This is a genomic window from Methylobacterium sp. Leaf111 (genome assembly GCF_001423285.1).
Classification (GTDB): Bacteria; Pseudomonadota; Alphaproteobacteria; order Rhizobiales; family Beijerinckiaceae; genus Methylobacterium.
This window is the reverse complement of the sequence record NZ_LMNE01000018.1, coordinates 13,987-37,406: the sequence shown is the minus strand read 5'-3', so window position 1 is coordinate 37,406 and position 23,420 is coordinate 13,987. Positions and strand designations below refer to the sequence as shown.

Genomic DNA, 23,420 nt, shown 5'->3' with positions numbered 1-23,420 from the left:
CGGCCGCCGCGGCCCGTCCCGTGGATCCGGCCGCCCCGGCCCGTCCGGCCCCCCGGCCCTTCGCCGCCGCGATGCCCCCCGAGGCGCCGCTGCCGATGCCCGTGCAGGACCTGGAGCATTGGGACCCGGCCGACGGCCACCGCCCGGCCGCGCGCCACGCCCAGCCCTGGCTCGCCCGCGCCTTCGTCTTCGGCGGGGCGGCGCTGCTCACCGCCTACGGCGCGATGCAGATGTACGAGGTGGTGGCGGTCTCGGGCGGCACCACGGCGCTGCAATACGTGCTGCTCGCCCTCTTCACCCTGAACTTCTCCTGGATCGCGCTGGCCTTCACCGGCGCGATCCTGGGCTTCCTCGTCCTTCTGCGCCGCGGAACGACCCCGGCCCTGCCGGCGCGTCTGGCCACCCGCACCGCGGTGGTGATGCCGGTCTACAACGAGGCCACCGCGCGCACCTTCGCGGCCATCGAGGCGATGCGCGCCGAGATCGACGCCACGGGCCTGGGCGAGGCCTTCGACTACTTCGTCCTGTCGGATTCGACCCAGGGCGACGCCTGGATCGCCGAGGAGCGCGCCTTCCTCGAGCTCCGGGCCCGCTGGGGCGGCGCACGGGCGCGGCTGTACTACCGCCATCGCGCCAAGAACCACCACCGCAAGGCCGGCAACATCGGTGACTTCGTCTCCCGCTGGGGGGGCGCCTACGCCCACATGCTGGTCCTCGACGCCGACAGCCTGATGACCGGCTCCTGCGTGGTGCATCTGGCCGCCGCCATGGAGGCGGACCCGGATGCCGGCATCATCCAGTCGCTGCCGCTCATCATCAACCGCAACACCCTGTTCGCCCGGGTCCAGCAATTCGCCGCGCGGATCTACGGGCCGGTGATCGCCACGGGCCTCTCCGTCTGGTCGGGCCGCGACGGCAACTACTGGGGCCACAACGCCATCATCCGCACCCGCGCCTTCGCGGCGGCCTGCGGCCTGCCCGACCTGAAGGGCAAGCCGCCCTTCGGCGGGCACGTGCTCAGCCACGACTTCGTGGAGGCGGCCCTGATCCGGCGGGCCGGCTGGAGCGTGACCATGCTGCCGGCGCTGCCCGGCTCCTACGAGGAGAGCCCACCCTCGCTCATCGACGTGGCGGTGCGCGACCGGCGCTGGGCGCAAGGGAACCTCCAGCACAGCCGCATCATCGGCACGGCGGGGCTGGCCCTCGCCTCCCGCCAGCACTTCGCCACCGGCATCGCCGGCTACGTCGCCTCGCCCCTGTGGCTGGCCCAGCTCGTGGTCGGTATCGCCCTGGTGCTCCAGACCGCCTATGTGCGGCCGGAATACTTCACCTCCGAGTTCGGCCTCTACCCGGTCTGGCCGCGCTTCGATCCCGTGCGCGCGCTCCAGCTCTTCGGCCTGACCATGGGCATCCTGCTGGCGCCGAAGTTTCTGGGACTGGGCCTCGCGCTGATCGACGGACCCGTGCGCCGGGCCTGCGGCGGCGCGGTCCGCCTCGTGCTGTCGAGCCTGATCGAGGTCCTGCTCTCGGCCCTGATCGCCCCGATCGCGATGCTGATCCAGTCGGGCTCGGTGTTCCAGATCCTGCTCGGGCGCGACACCGGCTGGAACCCGCAGCGGCGCGACGACGGCTCGATCCCCTGGTCCGACATCGTGCGCCGCCACCGCTGGCACATGGCGCTCGGCCTGGTCACGGGGGTGGCGGCCTTCGCCATCGCCACCTCGCTGTTCCTGTGGATGTCGCCCACCATCCTGGGCCTCGTCCTGGCGATTCCCATCTCCTGGGCGAGCGGCCAGCTCGGCCTCGGGCTGGCCCTGCGGCGCCTCGGCCTGCTGATGACCCCGGAGGAGCGTGACCCCCCCGCCATCGCCGTGCAGGCCGGGGCCCTGAGCCGGCGCAACGCCGAGGCAGGCCTCGACGACGCGGATGCGCTCAGTGCCCTCCACGCCGATGCGGACCTCGCCGCGGCCCACGCGGCGATGCTGCCCGAGACCGCCCCCCGCCCGCGCGGGGCCATCGACCCCGACCGGGCGCTGGCCCAGGCCAAGGTGGTGGAGGCGGAGGGCATCGCCGAGGCCCGGGCCTGGCTGACGCCGAAGGAGCGCATGGCCCTCCTGCACGACCGCGCCCTCCTCGACCGCCTCACCCGCCTGGCGCCCTGAGCCCGCGCCGTCCGGCCTGACCGCACCGAGGCGCCGGCGGTGACGCGCCGCCGCCGGGCCCGGACGGGGTTTCCCGTTTCAATCCCGGCCTCTCGTCACCGGGGCCGGCCCCCACGCCTTTGCTGCTGGGATACCAAGTGGCAGGATACGGCGTTCCACCCAGGAACACCGAGGAACACCTTCACCCGCCCGGCCCAGCCGCGGCGGGTTTTTCGGGCGTGGACGATGGCGGCGGGGCGGACGGGCGACGCGCCGATCGCGCCGAAGCCCTCGGGCGACCGGGCTTGCGCCATCCCGCTCCACCGGGCGGCGCAAGGGCGGGCCCCGCGGCGACGGTTGACGCCGCCCCGCGGGCAGCCATAGACAGGATCGCCGGTTCGAACGAGGGCGAACAGGAGCGGCGGGTCCGGGCCCGGTGCTTCCGCGGCGGCGAAGTCTCTCGCTCCCGCATGGGCTTGGAAGGGTGGCCGAGTGGTTTAAGGCAGCGGTCTTGAAAACCGCCGTAGGCGCAAGTCTACCGTGGGTTCGAATCCCACCCCTTCCGCCAAAGTATCCATTCGATGCACTCGACCGAGACCAATCGGCGTGGTTCACGACCGATAGGCCAATTGGCGCAGTCCGAGAGACCGGATCGTCCAGGGCTGTGCGATCAGCTTGTTCCAAGCCTCGCAGCCGTGATCGGGGATGTCCTCGCAGGAGGCGAAGACCCTGTCGCCGAGCCGGTTCTCGCGCAGGACCTGCCAGACCTTCTCGACCGGGTCGAGTTCGGGGGCATGAGACGGCAACGTCGGCAAGGCGATGGTGTCGGGCGCCACGAGGTCGGCGGCGACGTGCCGGCCGGCTCCCTCAAGGATCGGGACAGCGTGAGCGCCGGGATCGATGGATCTCGGCCCGATGCGCGTTCATGGCCGGCCTGGCGCAGCAGGGCAGGACGAGGCCGGCGCCCTCGCCTTTCTCCGGGCAGATCGCCCCGAAGATGTCGGCGGAAGCCGTGCGCCGATCCCTCGGGGCGGCAGGCCGGCTGCCCTGGCGTGCCCAGCGCCGCGGGGTCGGGTTCTTCTGGCCGAGGCGGGCCTCGTTCTGCCACCGGAGTTCGAGCGGCGTGCCGGTCGGCAGATCGGCGCGGATCGCTCTCAGACGGGCGGGGCGGTTCTTGAAACGCCGTCAGCGTGGCCAAGTACGGCGTCAGTGCCGCCAAGTACGGCGTCAGCGCGGCCAAGTCCTGCTGGTGATGGCGCGGGCGGGCCGACAGCTTGGCATCGGCCATCTGCTTCACCGCTCGACCGACGCTCTTCTCGTCGAGGCTGATCCCAAAGCGCTCGAACAGCCAGGCGGCCGAGTCTTTCCGCCGCCAGCGCACCACGCCGTGCGGCTGCAGGTTCGGCCCTTCCTCGATGACAGCCGCCAGGGCGTGTCGCCGCGCATCGTCGCGCGTGAACCGTGGGCCGGGGCTCCTGCGCTCGAGCAAACCGTCCGGCCCAGCCGTGTCGAAGGCCAGCCCCCAGTCGCGCACCCTCTGCAGGCCGACCGCGCCGATCCGCGCAAGCCCGGGTGCGGCTTTCGCCCTCGTCGATCGCGGCCCGCGCTCGAAGGCGCCGGCTCTGACCGGCATCGCGGCTCGTCCGCGCCCGGCGTCGTCGGGCATCGGCACCAGTCCGCGCGCAGGTCCACGGCCTTCGACAGGGCAAACCTCCTGGCTCGCCGCATCGGATCACGCCCGACGCGCGCGCGTAGAACCCGTGCGTCCTCAGCCGTACCGATGGGTATCAGACGGCCTGGACCAGCAGATCGATGAAGCGCCGGACCTTCGGCGCGAGATGGCGGCGGCTGGGATAGATGAGGCTGATCGGCACCGGCGGGGCGCCATGGTCCGTCAACAGCGCGACGAGCCGTCCTTCGGCGAGATCCCGTTCGACGACATAGCCGGGCAGGAACGCCAGCCCCGCCCCGGAGACCGCCGCGTCGCGGAGCGCTTCGCCGCTGTCGAGCGACAGGCGGGCGCGGGGGGTGACGGCGACGGTCCTGCCCTCGACGGTGAAGCGCCACGGGCGCCTCTGCCCGGCGCCGATGTAATTCAGGCAGTCGTGCCCCGCCAGATCGTCGGGATGCCGCGGCGCCGGATGCGTGGACAGATAGGCAGGACTCGCGACGACCCGATCGTGCTGCTGGGTCAGGGTTCGGGTGATGAGGCGGCTGGTCTCGCGGGGCTCGCCGATCCGAATCGCCAGGTCGATCCCGTCCTCGATGAGGTCGCCGATCCGGTCGGTGAAGCTCGCCTCGGCCTTCAGCCGGGGCCAGCGGGCCAGGAAATCGTTGAGCAGCGGTAGGATCACGACGCGTCCGAACGTCATCGGCGCGGTCAGGCGGAACAGACCCTGCGGCTCCCCGCCGCCATCGGACATCGACGACTCCGCCGCTTCGAGGTCGGCCAGGATCGGCGTGCAGCGATCGAGGAACACGCGGCCGTCGTCGGTCAGCCCCAGGCTGCGCGTCGTCCGGTGGAACAGGCGGACGCCGAGGCGATCCTCGAGGCGGGCGACGCTCTTGGCGATGCCCGACCGCGTCATCGCGCGCGCACGGGCCGCGCCGACGAAGCTGCCCGCCTCGGCGGCCGCGACGAAGGCGACGATGTCGTTGATGTTGCCCGGTGCCATGCGGCGCCGCCACTCCCTCGCAGTGTCGACGTCCCGTCGCCAATCACCGGACTATATCGGGGACGTGAACGGATCAACGCCATCGGGAGCCAGCGCCATGACCTTCAACCCCACCGTGATTCATCGCCTCGACCGATGGGCCGCGAGCCTGCGGGACCTCGCCCCCGTCCTCCGCGGCGAGACCGCGTCCGTGACGATCGACGACATCCGGCGGTCGTACGTCCGCACGATGGCCGAGCATCCGACGCCGGCCGACATGCGGATCGAACAGGTCGACATGGGCGGCGTGCCGGCGACCCTCGTCACCCCGCCGGAGGTCGCGGGCGACCGCGTGCTCTTCTACATCCACGGCGGGGCGTACATCGTCGGCGGGCCGGGCGGCTATCACGGGCTGGCCGCGGCGTTCGCCAGGGCGTTGAAGGCGCGCGTCTACCTGCCCGATTACCGGCTGGCGCCGGAGAATCCGTTCCCCGTTCCGATCGCGGATACGTTCGCGGCCTACCGCTGGCTGATCGAGCAGGGGCAGGACCCGGCCTCGGTGACGTTCGCGGGGGATTCGGCCGGCGGGGCGATGGTCGTCTCGGTGATGGTCCTGGCGCGCAATGCCGGCGTGGCGCTGCCGGCCGGCGGGGCGGCGCTCTCGCCCTGGGCGAACCTCGAGCACACCGGCGCGTCGATGACCAATCGCGAAGGCCTCGACAGGCTGAACACCAAGGCCGGCCTCGACCTGATGGCCAGGACCTTCCTGGGCGGCGCGCTGCCGAACAGCCCCGAGGCATCGCCGGTCTTCGCCGATGTCCGCGGGCTGCCGCCGATCCTGGTGCAGATCGGCGAAGGCGAACTGATGCTGAGCGACGCCATCCGGCTCGCGGCGCATCTCGGCGAGAACCGGGTCCGCGCCTCGCTGGAGGTCTGGCCGGGGATGTTCCACGTCTGGCACATGTTCCATGCCGAACTGGCCGAAGGGCGCGAGGCGATCGCCACCGCGGCGGCGTTCCTGGATCGGGCCGTGACGGCGGCCTGCGCCGGTTCGGGGGATCGCGGCACGCCGTGACGGTCTGTTCACCACACCCGACGAAGCCGCCGCGGCGGCGCGAGGAGCCGCCGCACTGCAACAAAGTCGAAAGGGATCGATCCTATCCACCCCCTCTTAACGATGAGGGCAAGGGCGATGGGCGCGAAGGTGCTCCTGGCACTGACGGTGGTGGTCTACCTGACGACCGGGTCCGCTCCGCGGATGCGCGAGGTTCGCAACCCGGATGCCGAGGTGAGCGGCGGGCGGGTCGCCGCTCACCTGAAGCGGAATACCCTGTAGGGCCGTCGGTGCGGGACGCGCCGTGCGCGCCGCGATCCGGATGGCGGTCGACCCGACCCGTTCGTCGATCGCGGCCGAAACGAGAAGGGCCAGCCCGAAGGCTGGCCCTTGGTGGGATGCGGTGCGGGCCGCTTACTCGGCCGCCGACATCTCGGGCGTGAAGTGGCCGCACCAGTCGCTGGTGGCGACCACCGGCCAGAGGCCCTTCGACTCGGGGGCGGGCTGGGTCACGGGCGGGTTGTAGCGGCACAGGCCCTCTTCGCCGGCCGCCTGGGCGCCGTTCACCTTGTGCTCGTCGAAGAACTTGCAGCTGTCGCAATGCGCGTGGCCGGCCATGGGAGCTCCTTGGGATCTGCGCGGCGGCGAAGGCCGCGCTCAGTTGCGAATTAGATCAATTCCAATCTGGCTGTCAACGGCTGGGCCGGGCGCCGGTTCCGACTCGGCAGGCGGGGACCGTCTCGGCGACCGGGACGCCGCGTGCGGACGTCCCGGTCGCCCCGTCAGTGCTCGGTGCCCGGCATGTTCTCCCGCGGCGTGCCGCCGTGATCGCGCACGAAGCTCGATCGCTTCGGGTCGTTCTTCAGGTCGGCGACCTGCTTGCGGGCCCCGAGGGCGAGGAAGCCGATGCCGCCGAGGGTTCCCAGGGCGAGGATCAGAAGTGGATAGCCGGCGCTCATCCGTCACACTCCGTTTGACCCCGTTCGGACGTTTGGGGCGAGTCTGCATAATGCTGCAAGATGGGCGGAGGTTGCGCAGGAAATTTCCGAATCATAGCGGGCCGGTCGGCGTTCGACGGCGCCGGCGGTGTTCGGATGCGGGATCCTGTCCCCGTCGCGTCCGGGGCGGACCTTCACAACTCCCGGGGCTCGCCGGGGAGGCTTGGCCCGAAAGGCCTCGGGGTCGCGGGCTCTTCCCCGCTTCCGATCTCCCCGTGCGGCCGCGGACGGGCCGCCGCGTCCCACAGCCAGGATGTGGCGAGATAGGAGATTTCCACCGCCGCCAGCATCAGCACGGCATGGCCCAGCACGGAGGCCGGGTCCCTTTGGTTGAGGGCGCCTTCGAGTCCGATGGCCACCGCCAGGAGCGCGACGATCGCCAGCAGGCCCGAGATCCGGAACGCGCGGCTGGCCACGGCGCCCAGGAGAAGGAAGGACAGGTACAACATGGCGTCCCCGAGGGTTGGGCCCGTTCAGACTACCTACGGTTCGCGAAGGTACAAGTTCCACCAATAGGCTAGTTTGTGCTCCGCGGTATTACCCGTGCATTGCAAAAAAGCAGGATGGCAAAAGTGTTGTCGGGTCGAGATCGGTGCGGATCAGGAAGAGATGTCGGCGGATAGTGGCATCGAGACCGATCGCGAGGCCCGTCGCGACGCCGGGGGCGCTGGACGCCCCTCCGGGCCGAGGCGCGCCGCGCGTCGGCGCCCATGTCCGGGTGGGACGGGACGTGGTAGAGGCGAAGGCCGCAAGGCTCCCCCGGACCCAAGCCCCCGCCCCGGAACAATCGATGCCCCGCCTCCCCCACGCCGCCCTCCGCCTCGCGCTCGTCGCGCTTCCCCTGGGCGCGCTTCCGTTGGGCGTGGTCCCCTTGGGGCTGACCGGCCCGGCCGCGGCGCAGAGCCCCGCGAAGGATTACCTGTTCCAGGAACAGCGCTTCAGCCGGGCTTGCCGGCCGCCGCTCAAGTACGCCGCCGGCGCCTGCGTCCGGCGCTGCCCGGCGGGCTTCGAGGATATGGGCCGCACCTGTCGGCAGAGGAGCATGCGGGGGGGCGCCGGCGGGCGCTGACGACTTCTTCCATGAGGACTTCCCCCAGGACGCCGCCGCCCGGCGGTCCTGCCCGCGCAGGCTTTGCGTGCGCGGGCCACCTCTTGCCATCCCGCCCTTGCCATCCCGCCCTTGCCATCCCGGCGCCCTTGCGTGCATATGAGAACAGAGAGTGAACTCGAGCGCGTCCCGGCGCGCGGCGACGGGGGAGTCAGAGCAGCATGGCCCGCTACCGCTTCCACTGCACCAACGGCCGCGAATGCATCTTCGATGCCGTGGGCAACGACATCCGGGCGCCCCATCGGCTGATGCGCCGGGCCGAGGCGGTGGCGCGGGACGTGATGCGCAGCCTCGGCGCGGGAGGAGACTGGGCGGAGTGGCACGTGACCGTCCACGACCTGCGCGGCCGGCGCGTCCTCGTCCGGCCCTTCCTGTCCGTCGATCCTCCGGCGCAGGGCCGGGACCGGCCCGCACGGACGGCGCGGCGGGCCCGCGACGGGGACGGCCTCGGGCAGGCCGCCTGAGCCCCGCGCGCGCGATCCCCTTCCAGCCCGTGTGCCCCATCCCATGTCCCCTGCCCCGCCCGGCCGCACGCTGTTCTTCTTCGAGAAGCCGTCGGCGATGCGTCAGCTCCAGCGCTACTTCCGCTCGCCCGGCACCGTCTGCGTCGCGGCCGAGGGGCACCTGCTCGCCGCCGAGGAGCCGGGCCGGATCCGGCCGGACTGGAAGGTCTGGCAGTTCGAGGCCCTGCCGATCGTCCTCGACACCCTGCCGGTGATCTGCGGCACCAACCGGTCCGGCCAGTCGCATGCGGGCAAGCTCGCGGCGATCGGCCAGGCCCTGCGGGGCGTCGAGCGCGTCATCATCGCCACCGATCCGGGGCGGGAGGGGTCGATGATCGCCTGGGAGGTGCTGGAGCATCTCGGCTGGCGCGGCCGGGTCGACCGCCTCAAGCTCGGCGCCCTCGACGACGTCTCCGTCCGGCGGGCCTTCGCCATGCTGGCCCGGGAGCCGGAATCCGGCGAGCGGGACTACGCCGCCTACCTGGAGGCGCTGTGCCGGCAATACGAGGATTACCATCTCGGCCTCAACGGCACGCGCGCGATCTCCCTGCGCCTGCGGCCGCCCGCCTTCCGCGAGCCCTGGCGCTTCGGCGGGGTGCAGACGCCCACGCTCGCCATCCTGGCGGACCTCGAGGCGCGCATCCGGGCCTTCGTCCCGCAGGACTTCTTCAAGGTGGCGCTGCACGCCGAGACCGGCACGGGAGCGGCCCTGACCCTGTGGCACCTCCCCAAGGAGCGGATCTTCGAACGCGCCGCGGCCGAGACCATCCGGGCGGCGGCGACCGCGTGGTCCGGGCCCCTCGGGGTGACGCAGCGGGACGTCCGCCGGGCGCCGCCGCGCCTGTTCTCGAAGGACACCCTGGCCCGCCGCTGCGCCAAGCGCTTCGGCTGGGACCCCCAGCACACGGCGCGGCTCGCGCAGGATCTCTACGACCAGGGCTATCTCAGCTATCCGCGCACCGAGTCGGATGCCCTGCCCGAGGGGCAGGCCGGGGATGCGGGCGCGGTGCTGGCCGCCATCGCTTCCGTGCTGCCGGACCTCGGCGCCCTGCTGACCGCGGCGCCGCCCGTCATCCGGCGCGGGGCGCGGGGGCACTACGTCAAGGATCCGGGCGAGCACCACGCCATCGTGCCCCTGCGCAAGGTGCCGGAGCCCGGGCGCCTCGCGGCGGACCTCGCCCGCCTCTGGGAACTCGTCGCCAAGGCCTATGGCGCCGCGCACCTGCCCGACGGCATCGATGCGCGCACCGAGGTCGTGGCCGAGGTGGCGACGCCCCTCGGCGCGAAGCGCTTCGCGGTCGGCGGGCGCGTCGTGCGCGCGCCGGGCTGGCGCGCCCTCTACGGGGCGGAGGCCGAGATCGAGGCCGATCCCGTTCCGGGCAAGGCCCGGCCCGAGGACGAGGCCCGCGCCACCCGCCTGCCCGCCTTGCGCGACGGGGAGGCGGCCAGGGCCGCCGGTGCCGAGATCGTCGAGGCCGTGACCGAGCCGCCCCGCCGGATCACCCGGGGCGAGCTTCCCGTGGTGATGGGCCGCCTGATCGACCAGGTGGACGATCCGGCGGCGAAGCGGGCCCTGGAGAACCCCGTCAATCCGAACGAGCCGAAGGGGCTCGGCACGGCCGCGACCCGGGACACCATCCTGCCCAAGCTCCTGAAGAGCCACTACCTCGCCCTCGGGGACGGCAAGGACCCGGCCCTCACGGTGACCGAGGTGGGGCTCGCCTTCATCGCGGCGGTGCGGCGGGTGTTTCCGGCCTATGGCGACCCGGTGGGCCGGGCGTCGTTCGAGGCGGAGCTCGCCGAGATCGGCCGGGCGCCCACCCGGGTCGAGGCGCGGGCGCGGGCCGAGGCCTTCCGGCAGCGCACCCGCACCCGCCTCGACGGCCTGATCGCCGCCATCGCGCAGGCGGAGGTGGTCAGCCTGGACCCGAGCCTGATCCCGCCGTCGCGGGGACGCGGAGCCGCGGGCGGCGGCGATCGTCCGCCCACGCCGGCCATGGTCGCCTTCGCGGTGGCGCTGGCGGCCCGCAAGGGCATCCCGCTGCCCCGCGGCTGCAAGAGCAGCCTCGCCCGCTGCCGGGCCTTCCTGGATGCCGAGGCCGGTCCCGCCGCGTCACGAACGGCGGCGCCGGGCGCGGCCGGCGGGCCGCGTGCCCCCAGCGCGGCGATGCTGCGCTATGCCCGGACCCTGGCGGCGGAGCGCGGCCTGGACTGCCCGCCCGAGGTCGAGACGCAGTTCGAGGCCTGCCGCCGGTTCCTCGACGCCCAGGCGGCGCCGACGCGGACGGGGCCGACCGCGCGCCAGGCGAGGCCGGGGCCGGTCAAGCCGACGCCCGGCGGGGCGGCCGGCCGGGGCATCGCGAAGGCTGCCGGCAAGGAGGCCGGCCGGGGGATCGCGAAGGAGGCCGGCACGGCGGCGGGGCGGCCGCGCCGGAGGACGGCCGGTCGCGGCGCCGGCTGATCGGGACCCGGCTGCGGGCCCGGGTTCAGGTGGCGGCCGGACGGCCGCGCAGGAGGCCGCCGAAGCTGTGGAACGGCAGCCAGAGGAGCTTCAGGAACGCCCGGATCGTCAGGACGGCGGCGACGGTGAAGAGCGCCAGCAGCGTTTTGATCATGGGAGAGACTCCTTGTGCATGGTCGTGGCCGCTGCGTGATCCAGGGCCCCGACCCGCCCCACTGGGCTCGGAGAAACGGGCGGGATTATGGAGCCGCCGCCGAATTCGGGACTCATCGGCGAGGCCTCCCTCCGGTCCGCCGGCCGCGCGCCGGTGCCGGAGGAACGGCGGCACGCTGCGACCGGAATGGTTAACAAAACATGGTGGCCGGGATGCCGAGCCCCGCACGGGGCGGCGGAGACCGAGGGGGCGACGAAGACCTGCGGCGTCCCGCCCGGAACGAGCGTCACGGGGATCGCCTATCCTGCGTCCGGCAGGCCGGATCGCGCCGGGCCCGGCCCCGGCACGGGCCTGGCAAGACCGAGTCGGCAACACCCGCCCGGGCAACGTCGCCTGGGCAACACGGCCCCGCGAGGGGGCCGCGCGACCGGCGCTGCGGAGCGAGACCCGACCATGACGAACCGACGCTGCATCCTTCTCGGCGCCCGCGTGCAGGAGGGCGCCGGCCGCCTCGGCTGCGACATGGGGCCGAGCGCCTACCGGGCCGCGGGCCTCGCCGAGACCCTCGGGGGCCTCGGCCTCTCCATCGTCGATGCGGGCGACCTCGCGCCGGCCCTCGCCGAGGAGCGGGCCCATCCCAACGGGGCCCTGCGCCACCTCGGCGCCTTCGCGGCCTGGACCGAGGCCCTGGCCGAGGCCGCCTACCGGCACAGCGCCGAGGGCCTCCCGATTTTCCTCGGCGGCGATCACAGCCTGTCGGCCGGAACCCTGTCGGGGCTCGGGCGCCGCGCGGCGCAGGAGGGGCGGCCTCTGTTCGTGCTCTGGCTGGATGCGCACGCGGATTTCCACACCCTCGACACCACCACGAGCGGCAACCTCCACGGCGTCCCCCTCGCCTACGCCACCGGCCGGCGCGGCTTTTCCGGCTACCTGCCGGCCCCCGCCGCCCCGATCGACCCCCGCAACGTCTGCCTGATGGGCACCCGCAGCCTCGACCCGGCGGAGCGCGTGGCGGTGCTCGAGGCCGGCGTGCTCATCCACGACATGCGCAGCATCGACGAGGTCGGCGTCGTCGCCCCCCTGCGGGCCTTCCTCGGGCAGGTCGCCGCGGCCGGCGGGCGGCTGCATGTCAGCCTCGACGTGGATTTCCTGGACCCCGGCATCGCGCCGGGGGTCGGCACCACGGTGCCGGGGGGCGCGACCTTCCGCGAGGCGCACCTGATCATGGAGATGCTCCACGATTCCCGCCTGGTCGGCAGCCTCGACCTCGTCGAGCTCAACCCGTTCCTCGACGAGCGCGGACGCACGGCCCTCCTCATGGTGGATCTCGCCGCCAGCCTGATGGGCCGGACCGTGCTCGACCGGCCGACGCAGAGCTACTGAGGCGTCCCGCCGCCTCCCGCCGGGGCGCCGGCCGCGTCCCGGGCGGCCCCCCCCCAGTCCCCACCGGACACCGACCGTCTGATCCCTTCGGGAGGGCGGATCCGGGCTTCGCTCGAGCGCCGCGCAGGCTCGCCGATACGGCCACCGCTGCGATCGAGCGGAGCCCGTATCAGGGGGGTGTTTGGGTGCGTGGAGCCTCCAGGCCGAGCAGCTGCGCGACCGCGCCCCCCGATCCGCCGATCAGGTCCGCCAGCGTGACCTGGTCGAGCACCGCCAGGAAGGCGTTCAGGGCATCCCCGAGAACCTGCTGCAGGCGGCAGCTCGGGGTCAGGACGCAGGCGGCCCCGGAGAAGCACGCCACCAGGGCGAAATCCTCCTCCGTCGCCCGGACGACCGTGCCGAGGCAGATCTCGGCCGCGGGCCGCCCGAGGCGGAGACCGCCGCCACGGCCGCGCATGGTCCGGATCAGCCCGAGCTGACCCAGCTTGTGCACCACCTTGGTGAGATGGCTCTCCGAGATGCGATAGGCGCGGGCGATCTCCGCCGTGGAACTCCGCCGCTCGCCGTTGACCCCGAGGTAGATCAGGGTGCGGAGGGCATAATCGGTGTGGAGCGTGAGGCGCATGGCGTTCACTCGGACGCGTGAGAGCGAGTCCGTGACGCACCGGCCCCGCGCGGGCCGCCTGGCAGGGGGCGCTTCCCGCGCGCACCGTATCCCGGCGTTGTCTCGGGGGGCGACGTCCCGGGGATCGGACACATGCGGCGGCAAGCCTACCGTTGCGCGACGGACAGAGATCACGGCGTGGATGGATGTGCGACCCTGCGCCTTTGTCGTCTTTTTATCATGGATCGGACGCCTTGGAACGGCACGTTCCGATCCGAATGGGCTTTCGCGCGTGTTCGTCGGGCCGGTTGCAGCCTCGGGGCCGGCACCTCAGTCGGCGGCGCGGGGGGGACGCCGCTGCGCCCAGTCCCGGTCCCGGGCGGCCTGGGCCTCGCGGACCTCGCCGGACCAGTGCTCCCAGTCCGGATCGGCGGCCTGCGGGCGCCGGCGGGCACGCGCCGTTGCCTTCTTGCGCCGCGCCTCGTCCGTCGCCTTCTGCCGCCGCAACTCCTCCACCGTCACCGGTTCCGGGGCGGGCCTGGGCGTCGCCCAGGCGTAGGTCCGCTCGGCGGGCCGGCGCGGCCGGTCGTGGTCCGGGGCGGGGGCCCGGCCGGCGTCCGGGCGACCGGCATCCGCCAGGACGAGCGCGTCGGCGAGGCTGAGACCGGCGGCGGCCGCCACCCGGGTCGCGGCCGCGCGTCCGGCCGCGCGCTCGCCGGGCGTGGCCCCGCGCTCCATCAGTGCGCGACACTTCGCGAACCGGTCGCGATCCAGGATCCGTGCAGCCATGGCCCACCCTACGGCCAAAGGCGACGGCGCGCCCCGGTCGCGTGCGGCCGTCCACAGCGCGGGCCGGGTGCGTCTCGGCACCGCGAAACGGGCCGGAACGCTCCATGGAGGACCCGGGCCCAGGCCCGCAGCCATCGCAGGCGACGATTCGATCCCAACCCGCCGATCCCCACCCGGCCGAGGAGATTCCGATGATTGCCGCAGGTCCGTTTCGCTGGCTCCTGACCCTCGTCGCAATGGTTTCGCCCTTCGCCGCCGCGACCTGCGGCGCCGCCGGCCGGAGCAGCCTCCAGCCGGAAGCCGACACCCACGTGGTGTATCGCCACTTTCTGTAGGCCCTGCTGTAGGCCCTGACGCGTCGACGCCTGCCGCAGGACCCGCTCGACGGGGCTCGGGGGCGCGCGACGGCGTTCAGGCCTGGCCGGCGACGATGGCGGCCCCCTCGATCAGGGAGAACAGGATCCCGGACGCCCGGCGCGCGGCGACGGCCCGGTACCGGCTGGCTGGGCCGGGGGCCTCCGCGCCCCCCTCCAGGCGTTGGACGGTCGAGAATGAGAGCCCGCTGGCCCGGGACAGATCGGTCATGGACCCGTCGAGGAAGGCGCGCGCGGCGCGGATGTGATGCCCTTCGCGGCGCGGCGCCAACCCCACCAGCATCGGGCCCGAGGCACACAGGGGGGGCTGGGGTCTCGGGCACGGACGTCCAGGCGCGGGCCGATCGCTCGACCCGGGAAAACTTACGGCTTCTGCTTTGGAGCGTCCGGTTTACGCAGGGACTATACTGGATTTCTCGCGATATCCCTGCTTGCCTAATGCTGGGAAAACGGCTCGGGACGTCCCTCCGCGGGCGGGGCCTCGACTCGCGGTGCGTCGCGTCCCATCCTCCCCGGCCGGGGCGGCGGTTCCGCCCGAACCGTGAGCCCGCGATGCGCCCTGCCGATCCGGCACCGCCGTCAGCCCGCCCCTTCGGTGCGTTCCTGGGGCCGCGTGCCGCGCCGACGCCCCTGCGTCGGCGCCTGACCGCGGAGACCCGCGCGCCCGAGCCCGAGCGCGTCGCCGCCTGCCTGGAGGCGGTGACGACGGATCCCGGGGCCGCGGCGGTCACCGCGCGCCTCGCGCACGCGCTCGTCGGACGCCTGCGCGCCCAGGGCCCGGTCGGCGGAGTCCAGGGCCTGCTGCGGGAATACAGCCTGTCGACGGAGGAGGGCGTGGCCCTGATGTGCCTCGCCGAGGCGCTGCTGCGCATTCCCGATCTGGAGACCCGCGACGCGCTGATCCGCGACACGATCGGACAGGGGGACTGGGCGGCCCATCTCGGGCACAGCCCCTCGCTCTTCGTCAACGCGGCCACCTGGGGGCTGGTGCTCACCGGACGCCTCGCCCGCGCCGCGGAGCGCCGCGAGGCGGGGCTGTCCGGCTCCCTCGCCCGGGTCGTCGCCCGGGGCGGCGAGCCCCTGGTCCGCGAGGGCGTCGACCAGGCCATGCGCCTCATGGGCGGCCAGTACGTCGCCGGCGAGACCATCGCGCAGGCCCTGCGCCAGGCCCGCCACCAGGAGGCGCGCGGCTTCACCCACTCCTTCGACATGCTCGGCGAGGCGGCGATGAATGCGGCCGACGCCGCGCGCTACACGGCCGACTACACGCACGCCATCCACGCCATCGGGGCGGCCTCGGCGGGGCGGGGCCTCGTCTCCGGCCCCGGCATCTCGATCAAGCTCTCGGCCCTGCATCCGCGCTACGTCCGCGCCCAGCGGGACCGGGTGATGGCCGAACTCCTGCCCCGCGTCGCCGCCCTGGCCCGCCTCGCCCGCCACGACGACATCGGCCTCACCATCGACGCCGAGGAGGCCGATCGCCTCGACCTCTCCCTCGACATCCTGGAAGCCCTCTGCGCCGACCCGGACCTGGCCGGCTGGAACGGCCTCGGCTTCGTGGTGCAGGCCTACCAGAAGCGGGCGCTGACGCTGGTCGCGGTCCTCGTCGACCTCGCCCGCCGCTCCGGGCGCCGCCTCATGGTCCGCCTCGTCAAGGGCGCCTACTGGGACACCGAGATCAAGCGGGCGCAGGTGGCGGGCCTGGAGGACTTCCCCGTCTTCACCCGCAAGGTCCACACCGACCTGTCGTACCGCGCCTGCGCGGAGCGGATGCTCGCCGCCCCCGACGCGATCTTCCCGCAATTCGCCACCCACAACGCCCAGACCCTGGCCGCCCTCCACACCCTGGCGGGGCCCGACTTCCATCTCGGACGCTACGAGTTCCAGTGCCTGCACGGCATGGGCGAGGCCCTCTACGCGGCGGTGGTGGGACCGGACGGGCTCGACCGCCCCTGCCGGATCTACGCGCCGGTGGGGACCCACGAGACGCTGCTGGCCTACCTCGTGCGCCGCCTCCTCGAGAACGGCGCCAACACCTCCTTCGTCAACCGGGTCGCGGATGCGCGGGTGGCCGTGGCCGACCTCGCCGCCGACCCGGTCGCGGTGGTGCGGGCCGCGCAGCCTCCCGGCGCCCCCCACCCGGCGATCCGAAAGCCCCGCGACCTCGTCCCCGACCGGGTCGCGGCCGCCGGCCTCGACCTGTCCGACGAGCAGGGGCTGGCCGATCTCGCCGGCCGCCTGGCGGCGGAGGGCGCGCGTCTCTGGCGGGCGGTGCCGATGCTGGCCGAGGCCGAGCGCACCGGGCCGGCCCGCGACGTCCGCAACCCGGCCGACCGGGCGGACCGCGTCGGCACCGTGGTGGAGGCCGGGCCGGGCCTAGTGGAGGAAGCCCTGGCCCAGGCCGGGACCGGGGCCGCGGCCTGGGCCGCGCGGCCGGGTGCGGCGCGGGCGGCGATCCTGGAGGCGGCGGCCGCGATGCTGAGCGCGCGCCAGCCGGCGCTCATCGCCCTTCTGATCCGCGAGGCCGGCAAGTCGGCCGCCAACGCGCTGGCGGAGGTGCGGGAGGCGGTGGACTTCCTGCGCGACTATGCCGGGCAGGCCCGGGACTTCGCCCCCGCCACGCACCGGCCCCTCGGCGTCGTCGCCTGCATCAGTCCCTGGAACTTCCCCCTGGCGATCTTCACCGGCCAGGTGGCGGCAGCCCTCGCCGCCGGCAACGGCGTCCTGGCCAAGCCCGCCGAGGAGACCCCGCTGGTCGCCGCCGAGGCGGTGCGGATCCTGCGCGCGGCCGGGGTACCGGCGGGCGCCCTCCAGCTCCTGCCCGGCGGTGGCGAGACCGGGGCCGCCCTCGTGGCCGACCCGCGCGTGAACGGCGTCCTGTTCACCGGCTCCACCGCGGTGGCGGCGGGCATCCAGGCGACCCTCGCGCGGCGCCTCAACCCGGAGGGCCACCCCGTGCCCCTGGTGGCCGAGACCGGGGGGCTGAACGCCCTGGTGGTCGATTCTTCGGCCCTGACCGAGCAGGTGGTGGCCGATACCCTGGTCTCGGCCTTCGATTCCGCCGGCCAGCGCTGCTCGGCCCTGCGCCTGCTGGCGCTGCAGGAGGAGATCGCCGACCGGACCCTGGCCATGCTGAAGGGGGCCCTCGCCGCGTGGCGGGTCGGCAACCCGGACCGGCTGGCCACCGATATCGGGCCGGTGATCGGCGCACAGGCGCGCGACGCCATCGAGGCCCACGTCGCCGCGATGCGCGCCGCCGGATATCCCGTGTACCGGGCGCCCCTGCCGGAGGCCTGCGACCGGGGCACCTTCGTCGCCCCGACCGTGATCGAGATCCCGTCCGTCGCCGCCCTCACCCGCGAGGTCTTCGGCCCGGTGCTGCACGTGGTGCGCTTCGACCGCACCGCCTTCGCGGCGACGATCGCGGCCGTCGACGCCACCGGCTACGGCCTCACCTTCGGCGTCCAGACCCGCCTCGACACGGCGATCGCCCGGGCCGGCGCCCTGAGCGCGGCGGGCAACCTCTACGTCAACCGCAACCTCGTCGGGGCCGTGGTCGGGATGCAGCCCTTCGGCGGGCACGGCCTCTCCGGCACCGGCCCGAAGGCCGGCGGTCCGCTCCTCCTGCGGCGCCTCCTCGCCGCCGCCCCGGCCGGGACCGGCCTTCCGCCCGGGCCGCCCGCCCCGGCGGCCCTCGCCTGGGTCCGATGGCTGCGCGACCAGGGCCGGCCCGGGGAGGCCGCGGCTGCGGAAGCGCGGATCACCCAAAGCCCGGTGGGCGGCGGGCTCCGGCTGCCGGGCCCGGTGGGCGAGGAGAACCGCTACGACCTGCATCCGCGCGGCACCATGCTGTGCCGGGCGGCGACCGGGCCGGGCCTCGCGGCCCAGATCGGCGCGGCGCTCGCCACCGGCAACCGCGTCGTTCTCAGTCCCACCGCGCCGGCCCAAGTCCTCCTCGCCGCCCTGCCGCACCCCCTGCCGCACGATCTGGACGGCTTCATCCGGGCCGCCGATCCGGAGACCGCCGCCGACGCGGTCCTGTGGGAGGGCGCGTCCGAGGCCCTGACGGCCTTCGCCGCGGCCCTCGCCGCCCGCCCCGGCCCCCTGGTGGCCATCCACCGGGCCCGCCCCGATCCGGTCGCCGGCTCCGAGGCTTACCCGGTCGAGGGCCTCGTCCGCGAGCGCGTGGTCAGCCGCAACACGGCGGCGGCCGGCGGCAACGCCGGCCTGATGACCCTGGACGGGTGAGGGCCGCCGGCGCGATCGGAGACGAAAGCCTCGGGATCGCAGGGGCTTGTGGGCGGATCCGGGCGCCCACGTTGCAATCGGGCGCCAAACCCGCGACCCTGGCGCCCGCATCTTCCCGCCCCGGCCGCCTCTCAGGGCCCCTCATCCGCACCGCATGTCCGCGTTCACCTTCATCCACGCCGCCGACCTGCATCTCGGCAGCCCGCTCAGCGGCCTCGCGCTCAAGGACCCCGACATCGCCCGGCGCTTCGCCTCGGCGGGGCGCCGGGCCTTCGAGGATCTCGTCACCCTGGCGATCGAGCGGAGCGTCGCCTTCCTGATCGTGGCCGGCGACGTCTATGACGGCGACTGGTCCGACAACACCATCGGGCTGTTCTTCGCCCGGCAGGTCGCCCGCCTCGACCGGGCCGGCATCCCCGTCATCCTGGTGCGCGGCAACCACGACGCCGAGAGCGTCATCACCCGCTCGATCACCCTGCCGGACTCCGTGCGCAGCTTCCCGACGAGCCGGGCCGAGACCCACCGCCTCGAGCCCTTCAAGGTGGCGCTGCACGGGCGCAGCTTTCCCAACCGGGCGGTGGAGGAGAACTACGCTCTCACCTATCCGCCCGCCCTGCCGGGCTGGTTCAACATCGGCATCCTGCACACCTCCTGCACCGGCCACGCGGCCCACGCCACCTACGCCCCCTGCTCGGTGGCGGACCTGGCGGGGCGGGGCTACGCCTACTGGGCGCTCGGCCACGTGCACGAGTACGCCGAACTCGCCCGCGACCCCTGGATCGTGTTTCCGGGCAACCTGCAGGGGCGCAGCATCCGGGAGCCCGGCCAGAAGGGCGCCGTCGCGGTGTCCGTCGCCGACGGGCGGGTTCAGGGCGTCGAGCGCCTCATCGTCGACCAGGCCCGATTCCAACCCGTCGACGTCGATCTCTCCGGCGTGGTCGACGAGCGCGCGGCGGTCGCCCGCGTCGAGGCGGCCCTGCGCCCGCTCGCGGAGGCCGCCGCGGCGCGCCTCATCGCCGTGCGGGTGCGCCTGCGGGGGGAGACCCCGGCGCACGACCGCCTGGCGGCCGACCGCGACGGGCTCACCGCCGAGATCCAGGCCGCCGCCCACCGCCTCCACGAGGACATCTGGCTGGAGCGCCTGAAGATCGAGACCGCCCGTCCGCGCCGGCCCGTCGCGGAGGCCCGCCCCGACGCCTTCGCGGCCATCGACCCCGCCACCCTGCTGGCGGCGGTGGACCACGAGCCGGACTTCCGCGCCCGCGCCCGGGCGGCGCTGGCCGAGATCGCCGCCAAGATGCCAGCCGGCCTCGCCGCCGAGGACGACCTCGCCGCCGACCTCGAGGCCCTCTGCGCGGAGGCCGAGGCGGTGATCCTCGGGCGCCTCTCCGGGCGGTCCTGCTGAACGCCGCCCCGTCGAACGACCGCCCGCCGGCAAGCACCCCCCCAAGGGTCCCGAAGCTCTTCCCGAAGCGTCCCCCAAGGTTCCGATGCGTCTCCTCTCCCTCGCCCTCGAACGCTACGGTCCCTTCACGGACCGCACCGTCACGTTCCGCGAGGACGCGCGCCTGCACGTGGTGCTGGGGGCCAACGAGGCTGGCAAGAGCTCGGCGCTCAGCGCCGTCACGGACCTGCTGTTCGGCATCGAGACGCGGACCCGCTACGACTTCCTGCACGACATGCCGCAGATGCGGATCGGCGCCGAGATCCGCGCCGCCGACGGCCGCCGGCTCGGGTTCCGGCGGCGCAAGGGCAACCGGAACACCCTCGTGGACGCCGCCGACGCGGCCCTGCCGGAGGATGCCCTGGCGCCCTTCCTCGGCGGACTGTCCCGCGAGGTGTTCTGCCGCGCCTTCGGCCTCGACGCCCGCGCCCTGCGGGCGGGGGCGGCCGAGATGATGGATGCCGAGGGCGAGGTCGGTGCCAGCCTGTTCGCGGCGGCCTCGGGCCTGCGCGGCTACAGCGGCCTCCAGGCCGAGCTCGAGACCGAGGCCGCGGGCATCTTCATGCCGCGCGCCGCCCAGAGCCGGACCTTCTACCAGGCGCTCCAGCGCTACGACGAGGCCCGCAAGGCGATCCGCGCCGGGGAGTTGCGGGCGGGCGACTGGCGCGACCTCAACGGCGAGATCGAGGCCGCCGGGGCGGCCCTCGTCGCCCTCAAGGCGGAGCGGGCGCGCATCGCCGCCGAGCAGGCCCGGCTCACCCGCCTGCGCCGGGTCGGCCCGCTTCTCCAGGCCATCGATGCGGCCGCCGCCCGCGCCGAGGCCGAGCCTGGCCTGATCGCGGTGCCGGAGGCCTGGATCGACCGCCTCGGCCAGGCCCTGGCGGCCCTGCGCACCACGGCGGAGGCGGCGGCCCGCACCCGGTCCGCCGCCGCGCAGGCCGCCCTTGCCCTGGAGCAGGTGCCGGTGGAGGAGGGCGTGCTCGCCCGAGCCGACGAGATCCTGGAGGCGTTCCGCGGCACCGACCGCTTCGACAAGGGCGGCATCGATTTGCCCCGCATCCAGGGCGAGGCCGATGCCGTCGCGCGCGAGCTCGCCCAGCTCGCGGCCCGGATCGGCCTGCCGGATGCCGAGGCCCTGCGGGCGCGCCAGCCCTCGGACGCGGCCCGCGCCCGCATCGAGGGCCTGATCCGCGCGGGCCGCGAGGACGCCGCCACGATCGCTCGCCTGCGCCAGGACCTCGCCGCCCGCGAGGCCGAGCGGGACCGCCTCGCCGCCGCCACGGCGGGCGCGGGCGCCCTCGCCGATCCGGCCCCCCTGCGGGCCGACCTGAAGGCCTTCGCGGGCCTGCGCCGCGACCTCGACCGGCGCGACGACCTGGACGCCGCCCTCACCCGCGAGGCGGCCTCGATCCGGACCCAGGCCGGCCGCCTCAGCCCCCCGATCCCGGATCTCGACGCCTACGCCGCCGGACGCCCGCCCTCGGCCGAGGCGGTGGCGCGCTACCGGAGCACCCTCGACGGGGCGCTGCGCGCGCGCGACCGGGCCGCCGACCGCCTGGCGGCGGCGCAGGCGGCGGTGGCCCAGCGCCGCGCCCGCCTGGAGGCGCGCGCCGCCGGTCGGCCGATCCCGAGCCTGGCGGACCTCCTGGCCCTGCGCGCCCGCCGCGACGCCCTCCTGGCCGACCTGCCCGGGGGCGCCCCCGAGATCCTGGCCCGCTTCGGCGCGGCGCTCGCCGCCGCCGACCGGGCGGCCGACGACCTCGTGAGCGACGCCGCCCGGGTGGCCGAGCAGGGGGCCGACACCCGCAGCCTCGCGGCCGAGCAGGCCGAGGCCGCCGCGGCGGACGAGGCCCTCGCCGCCTGCGAGGCGCGGCTGGCCGAGGGCGCCGCCGCCTGGCGGGCGGCCTGGGCCCCCTGCGGGATCGACCCCGCCGCCCCGGCCGAGATGGCCACCTGGCTCACGGAGGTCGAGACCCTGCAGGATTCCGCGCAAGGGCTGGAGACCACAAGGCTGGAGCAGGCCCGCATGGCCGCCCGGGTCGAGGCCTGCCGGGCGCCCCTGGCGGATCTCAGCCGCCGGGCCGGCCTGCCCGACCTCGACGGCCTCGATCTCGGCCGGATGCTCGCCCGCCTCGAGGACCGGGTCGGCGAACTCGCCCTGCGCTGGGAGGCGGTGCGCGAGGCCAAGACCCGCGCCGAGACCGCCGCGGAGCAGATCGCCCGCACGGCGGCGGCCCTCGCCGAGGCCCTGGCCCGCGAGGCCGCCTGGCGCACGGCCTGGGGGCCCGCCCTCGCCGATCTCGGCCTGGCGGCCGCGGCCACGCCGGACGAGGCCGAGGCGGCTTTGGCCGCCTGGCGCGCGGTGCCGGCGGCCCTGTCCGAGCGCGACAACCGCCTCGGCCGGGTCAACGGCATCGCGCGCGACATCGGGGTCCATCGCGAGGCGGTGGCGCGCCTGACCGCGGCGGTGGCGCCCGATCTCGCCGCCCTGCCCCCCACCGCCGCCATGAAGGCGCTGCACACCCGCCTGCAGGACGCCCTCAGGGGCGAGACCCGCCGGGCGGAGCTGGGGCGCCAGCGCGATGCCGCCGAGGCGGCGCGGGTGCAGGCGGCCCAGGCGGCGCAGGCCGCGGGTGCCGACCTGACCGCCCTCATGGCCGAGGGGGCGGCCGCCGGGCTGCCCCCCGGCACCGACCCGGAGGCGCTCCACGGGCGCCTCACCGCCCGCCGGGCCTGCCAGGCCGAGCTGGCCGAGCGCCGGGCCGAGCTCGCCCGGGCCGCCGACGGCCACGGCGAAGCCGATCTCCGGGCGGACCTCGCCGCCCTCACCGGCGACGACATCGAGGGATCGCTCGCCAACCTGGCGGCGGAGGCCGAGGACCTGGATCAGCGCGGACAGCGGGCCTTCGCCGACCGCGACCGGCACGAGCGCCGTCGCGCCGAGCTGGAGGGGGGCATCGGGGCCGAGCTGGCGCTCGCCCAGCGCAAGGCGGCGGAGGCCGAACTCCAGGCCAATGCCCGGCACTGGGCGGTGCTGAAGCTCGCGAGCCTGATGCTCGGCACCGCCATCGGCCGCCACCGGGCCGGCCAGCAGGACCCGCTGCTCACCCGGTCCGGCACCCTGTTCGGGGCCCTGACCGGAGGCGCCTTCGCGGGCCTCGCCCAGGATTACGACGCCGCCGACACCCCCCGCCTCGCGGGGCGCCGGGCCTCGGGCGAGCTCGTGCCCGTGGAGGGCTTGAGCGAGGGCACCCGCGACCAGCTCTACCTCGCCCTGCGCCTGGCCTACCTGGAGGACTACGCCGCCCGCGCCGAGCCCGCCCCCTTCATCGGCGACGACCTGTTCCTCACCTTCGACGACGCCCGCACCGCCCACGGCCTCGAGGCCCTGGCGGCGGTGGGCGGCACGATCCAGCCGATCCTGTTCACCCACCACCGCCACGTGGCGGACCTGGCCCGGGCGCGCCTGGGGGATGCGGTGGACGTGCTCGACCTGTGAACGGCG

Annotated in this window: 19 protein-coding genes, 1 tRNA gene and 1 pseudogene; 12 read left to right on the top strand and 9 right to left on the bottom strand. The window is 74.6% G+C overall.

Annotation, left to right across the window (positions count from 1 at the left end):
• The first annotated feature begins 20 nt into the window (after positions 1-20).
• Both mdoH and ASF41_RS12100 read left to right on the top strand, forming a co-directional pair.
• Positions 21-2,162 (top strand): glucans biosynthesis glucosyltransferase MdoH, encoded by a 2,142-nt coding sequence (gene mdoH, locus ASF41_RS12105; protein WP_280138144.1) that lies wholly within the window; start codon positions 21-23, stop codon positions 2,160-2,162.
• A gap of 457 nt (positions 2,163-2,619) precedes the next feature.
• Positions 2,620-2,709 (top strand) — tRNA-Ser (locus tag ASF41_RS12100).
• A gap of 43 nt (positions 2,710-2,752) precedes the next feature.
• Here the strand turns inward: ASF41_RS12100 and ASF41_RS23735 are convergent.
• Together ASF41_RS23735 and ASF41_RS12090 are read right to left on the bottom strand one after the other, a co-directional pair.
• Positions 2,753-3,845 (bottom strand): annotated as a pseudogene (locus ASF41_RS23735) (IS630 family transposase).
• Positions 3,846-3,928: 83 nt separating this feature from the next.
• Positions 3,929-4,816: a LysR family transcriptional regulator gene (locus ASF41_RS12090; protein WP_056493516.1), complete on the bottom strand. Its 888-nt coding sequence runs from the start codon at positions 4,814-4,816 to the stop codon at positions 3,929-3,931.
• Positions 4,817-4,913: 97 nt separating this feature from the next.
• Here ASF41_RS12090 and ASF41_RS12085 point away from each other — a divergent pair, with 97 nt between their 5' ends.
• Positions 4,914-5,870, top strand: coding sequence for an alpha/beta hydrolase (locus ASF41_RS12085; protein ID WP_056493513.1), 957 nt, complete (start codon positions 4,914-4,916; stop codon positions 5,868-5,870).
• A gap of 117 nt (positions 5,871-5,987) precedes the next feature.
• Complete coding sequence (locus ASF41_RS25610) at positions 5,988-6,131, top strand: hypothetical protein (RefSeq protein ID WP_200917504.1); 144 nt, start codon at positions 5,988-5,990, stop codon at positions 6,129-6,131.
• 132 nt (positions 6,132-6,263) lie between these two features.
• On the opposite strand, the gene ASF41_RS12080 is transcribed toward ASF41_RS25610, so the two are convergent.
• The 3 genes from ASF41_RS12080 to ASF41_RS12075 all read right to left on the bottom strand — a co-directional run bounded on the left by ASF41_RS12080 (position 6,264) and on the right by ASF41_RS12075 (position 7,296).
• On the bottom strand, positions 6,264-6,467 hold the full coding sequence (locus ASF41_RS12080; protein WP_055953942.1) for a hypothetical protein: 204 nt from the start codon (positions 6,465-6,467) through the stop codon (positions 6,264-6,266).
• Between the two features lie 164 nt (positions 6,468-6,631).
• Entirely contained in the window at positions 6,632-6,808 is a 177-nt protein-coding gene (locus tag ASF41_RS25605) for a hypothetical protein (protein WP_200917502.1), read from the bottom strand.
• A gap of 173 nt (positions 6,809-6,981) precedes the next feature.
• Positions 6,982-7,296: a hypothetical protein gene (locus ASF41_RS12075; RefSeq protein WP_056221872.1), complete on the bottom strand. Its 315-nt coding sequence runs from the start codon at positions 7,294-7,296 to the stop codon at positions 6,982-6,984.
• 341 nt (positions 7,297-7,637) lie between these two features.
• Here ASF41_RS12075 and ASF41_RS12070 point away from each other — a divergent pair, with 341 nt between their 5' ends.
• The 3 genes from ASF41_RS12070 to ASF41_RS12060 all read left to right on the top strand — a co-directional run bounded on the left by ASF41_RS12070 (position 7,638) and on the right by ASF41_RS12060 (position 10,919).
• Positions 7,638-7,916: a hypothetical protein gene (locus tag ASF41_RS12070; protein ID WP_244472567.1), complete on the top strand. Its 279-nt coding sequence runs from the start codon at positions 7,638-7,640 to the stop codon at positions 7,914-7,916.
• A gap of 200 nt (positions 7,917-8,116) precedes the next feature.
• Positions 8,117-8,419, top strand: coding sequence for a DUF6894 family protein (locus ASF41_RS12065; RefSeq protein WP_244479638.1), 303 nt, complete (start codon positions 8,117-8,119; stop codon positions 8,417-8,419).
• Positions 8,420-8,462: 43 nt separating this feature from the next.
• On the top strand, positions 8,463-10,919 hold the full coding sequence (locus ASF41_RS12060; RefSeq protein ID WP_200927246.1) for a DNA topoisomerase: 2,457 nt from the start codon (positions 8,463-8,465) through the stop codon (positions 10,917-10,919).
• Between the two features lie 25 nt (positions 10,920-10,944).
• Here the strand turns inward: ASF41_RS12060 and ASF41_RS26460 are convergent, their stop codons facing one another.
• Positions 10,945-11,073, bottom strand: a complete 129-nt coding sequence (locus ASF41_RS26460; protein WP_274533541.1) for a hypothetical protein — start codon at positions 11,071-11,073, stop codon at positions 10,945-10,947.
• A gap of 453 nt (positions 11,074-11,526) precedes the next feature.
• Between ASF41_RS26460 and rocF the strand changes: the two genes are divergently transcribed.
• Positions 11,527-12,456 (top strand): arginase, encoded by a 930-nt coding sequence (rocF, locus tag ASF41_RS12055; RefSeq protein ID WP_056493510.1) that lies wholly within the window; start codon positions 11,527-11,529, stop codon positions 12,454-12,456.
• A 169-nt stretch (positions 12,457-12,625) separates the two neighbouring features.
• On the opposite strand, the gene ASF41_RS12050 is transcribed toward rocF, so the two are convergent.
• Together ASF41_RS12050 and ASF41_RS24800 are read right to left on the bottom strand one after the other, a co-directional pair.
• Positions 12,626-13,081, bottom strand: a complete 456-nt coding sequence (locus tag ASF41_RS12050) for an Rrf2 family transcriptional regulator (RefSeq protein WP_056221865.1) — start codon at positions 13,079-13,081, stop codon at positions 12,626-12,628.
• Positions 13,082-13,390: 309 nt separating this feature from the next.
• Positions 13,391-13,849, bottom strand: coding sequence for a hypothetical protein (locus tag ASF41_RS24800; protein WP_056493507.1), 459 nt, complete (start codon positions 13,847-13,849; stop codon positions 13,391-13,393).
• Positions 13,850-14,040: 191 nt separating this feature from the next.
• Here ASF41_RS24800 and ASF41_RS24795 point away from each other — a divergent pair, with 191 nt between their 5' ends.
• The gene (locus ASF41_RS24795) at positions 14,041-14,184 is read left to right on the top strand and encodes a hypothetical protein (RefSeq protein WP_156389683.1); all 144 of its coding nucleotides are present in this window, start codon (positions 14,041-14,043) and stop codon (positions 14,182-14,184) included.
• Positions 14,185-14,260: 76 nt separating this feature from the next.
• Here ASF41_RS24795 and ASF41_RS12040 read toward each other — a convergent pair whose 3' ends face one another.
• A complete protein-coding gene (locus ASF41_RS12040) occupies positions 14,261-14,434 on the bottom strand; it encodes a hypothetical protein (RefSeq protein WP_200941272.1) in 174 nt (57 codons plus the stop codon).
• Positions 14,435-14,775: 341 nt separating this feature from the next.
• Between ASF41_RS12040 and putA the strand changes: the two genes are divergently transcribed.
• From putA to ASF41_RS26455, 3 genes are all read left to right on the top strand, one after another.
• The gene (gene putA, locus ASF41_RS12035) at positions 14,776-18,471 is read left to right on the top strand and encodes a bifunctional proline dehydrogenase/L-glutamate gamma-semialdehyde dehydrogenase PutA (protein WP_056493504.1); all 3,696 of its coding nucleotides are present in this window, start codon (positions 14,776-14,778) and stop codon (positions 18,469-18,471) included.
• A 154-nt stretch (positions 18,472-18,625) separates the two neighbouring features.
• The gene (locus tag ASF41_RS12030; RefSeq protein WP_056221851.1) at positions 18,626-19,876 is read left to right on the top strand and encodes a DNA repair exonuclease; all 1,251 of its coding nucleotides are present in this window, start codon (positions 18,626-18,628) and stop codon (positions 19,874-19,876) included.
• Between the two features lie 85 nt (positions 19,877-19,961).
• Positions 19,962-23,414 carry a YhaN family protein gene (locus ASF41_RS26455; RefSeq protein WP_056493501.1) on the top strand — a complete coding sequence of 1,151 codons (3,453 nt, stop codon included), beginning with the start codon at positions 19,962-19,964 and terminating at the stop codon, positions 23,412-23,414.
• Positions 23,415-23,420 lie beyond the last annotated feature (6 nt).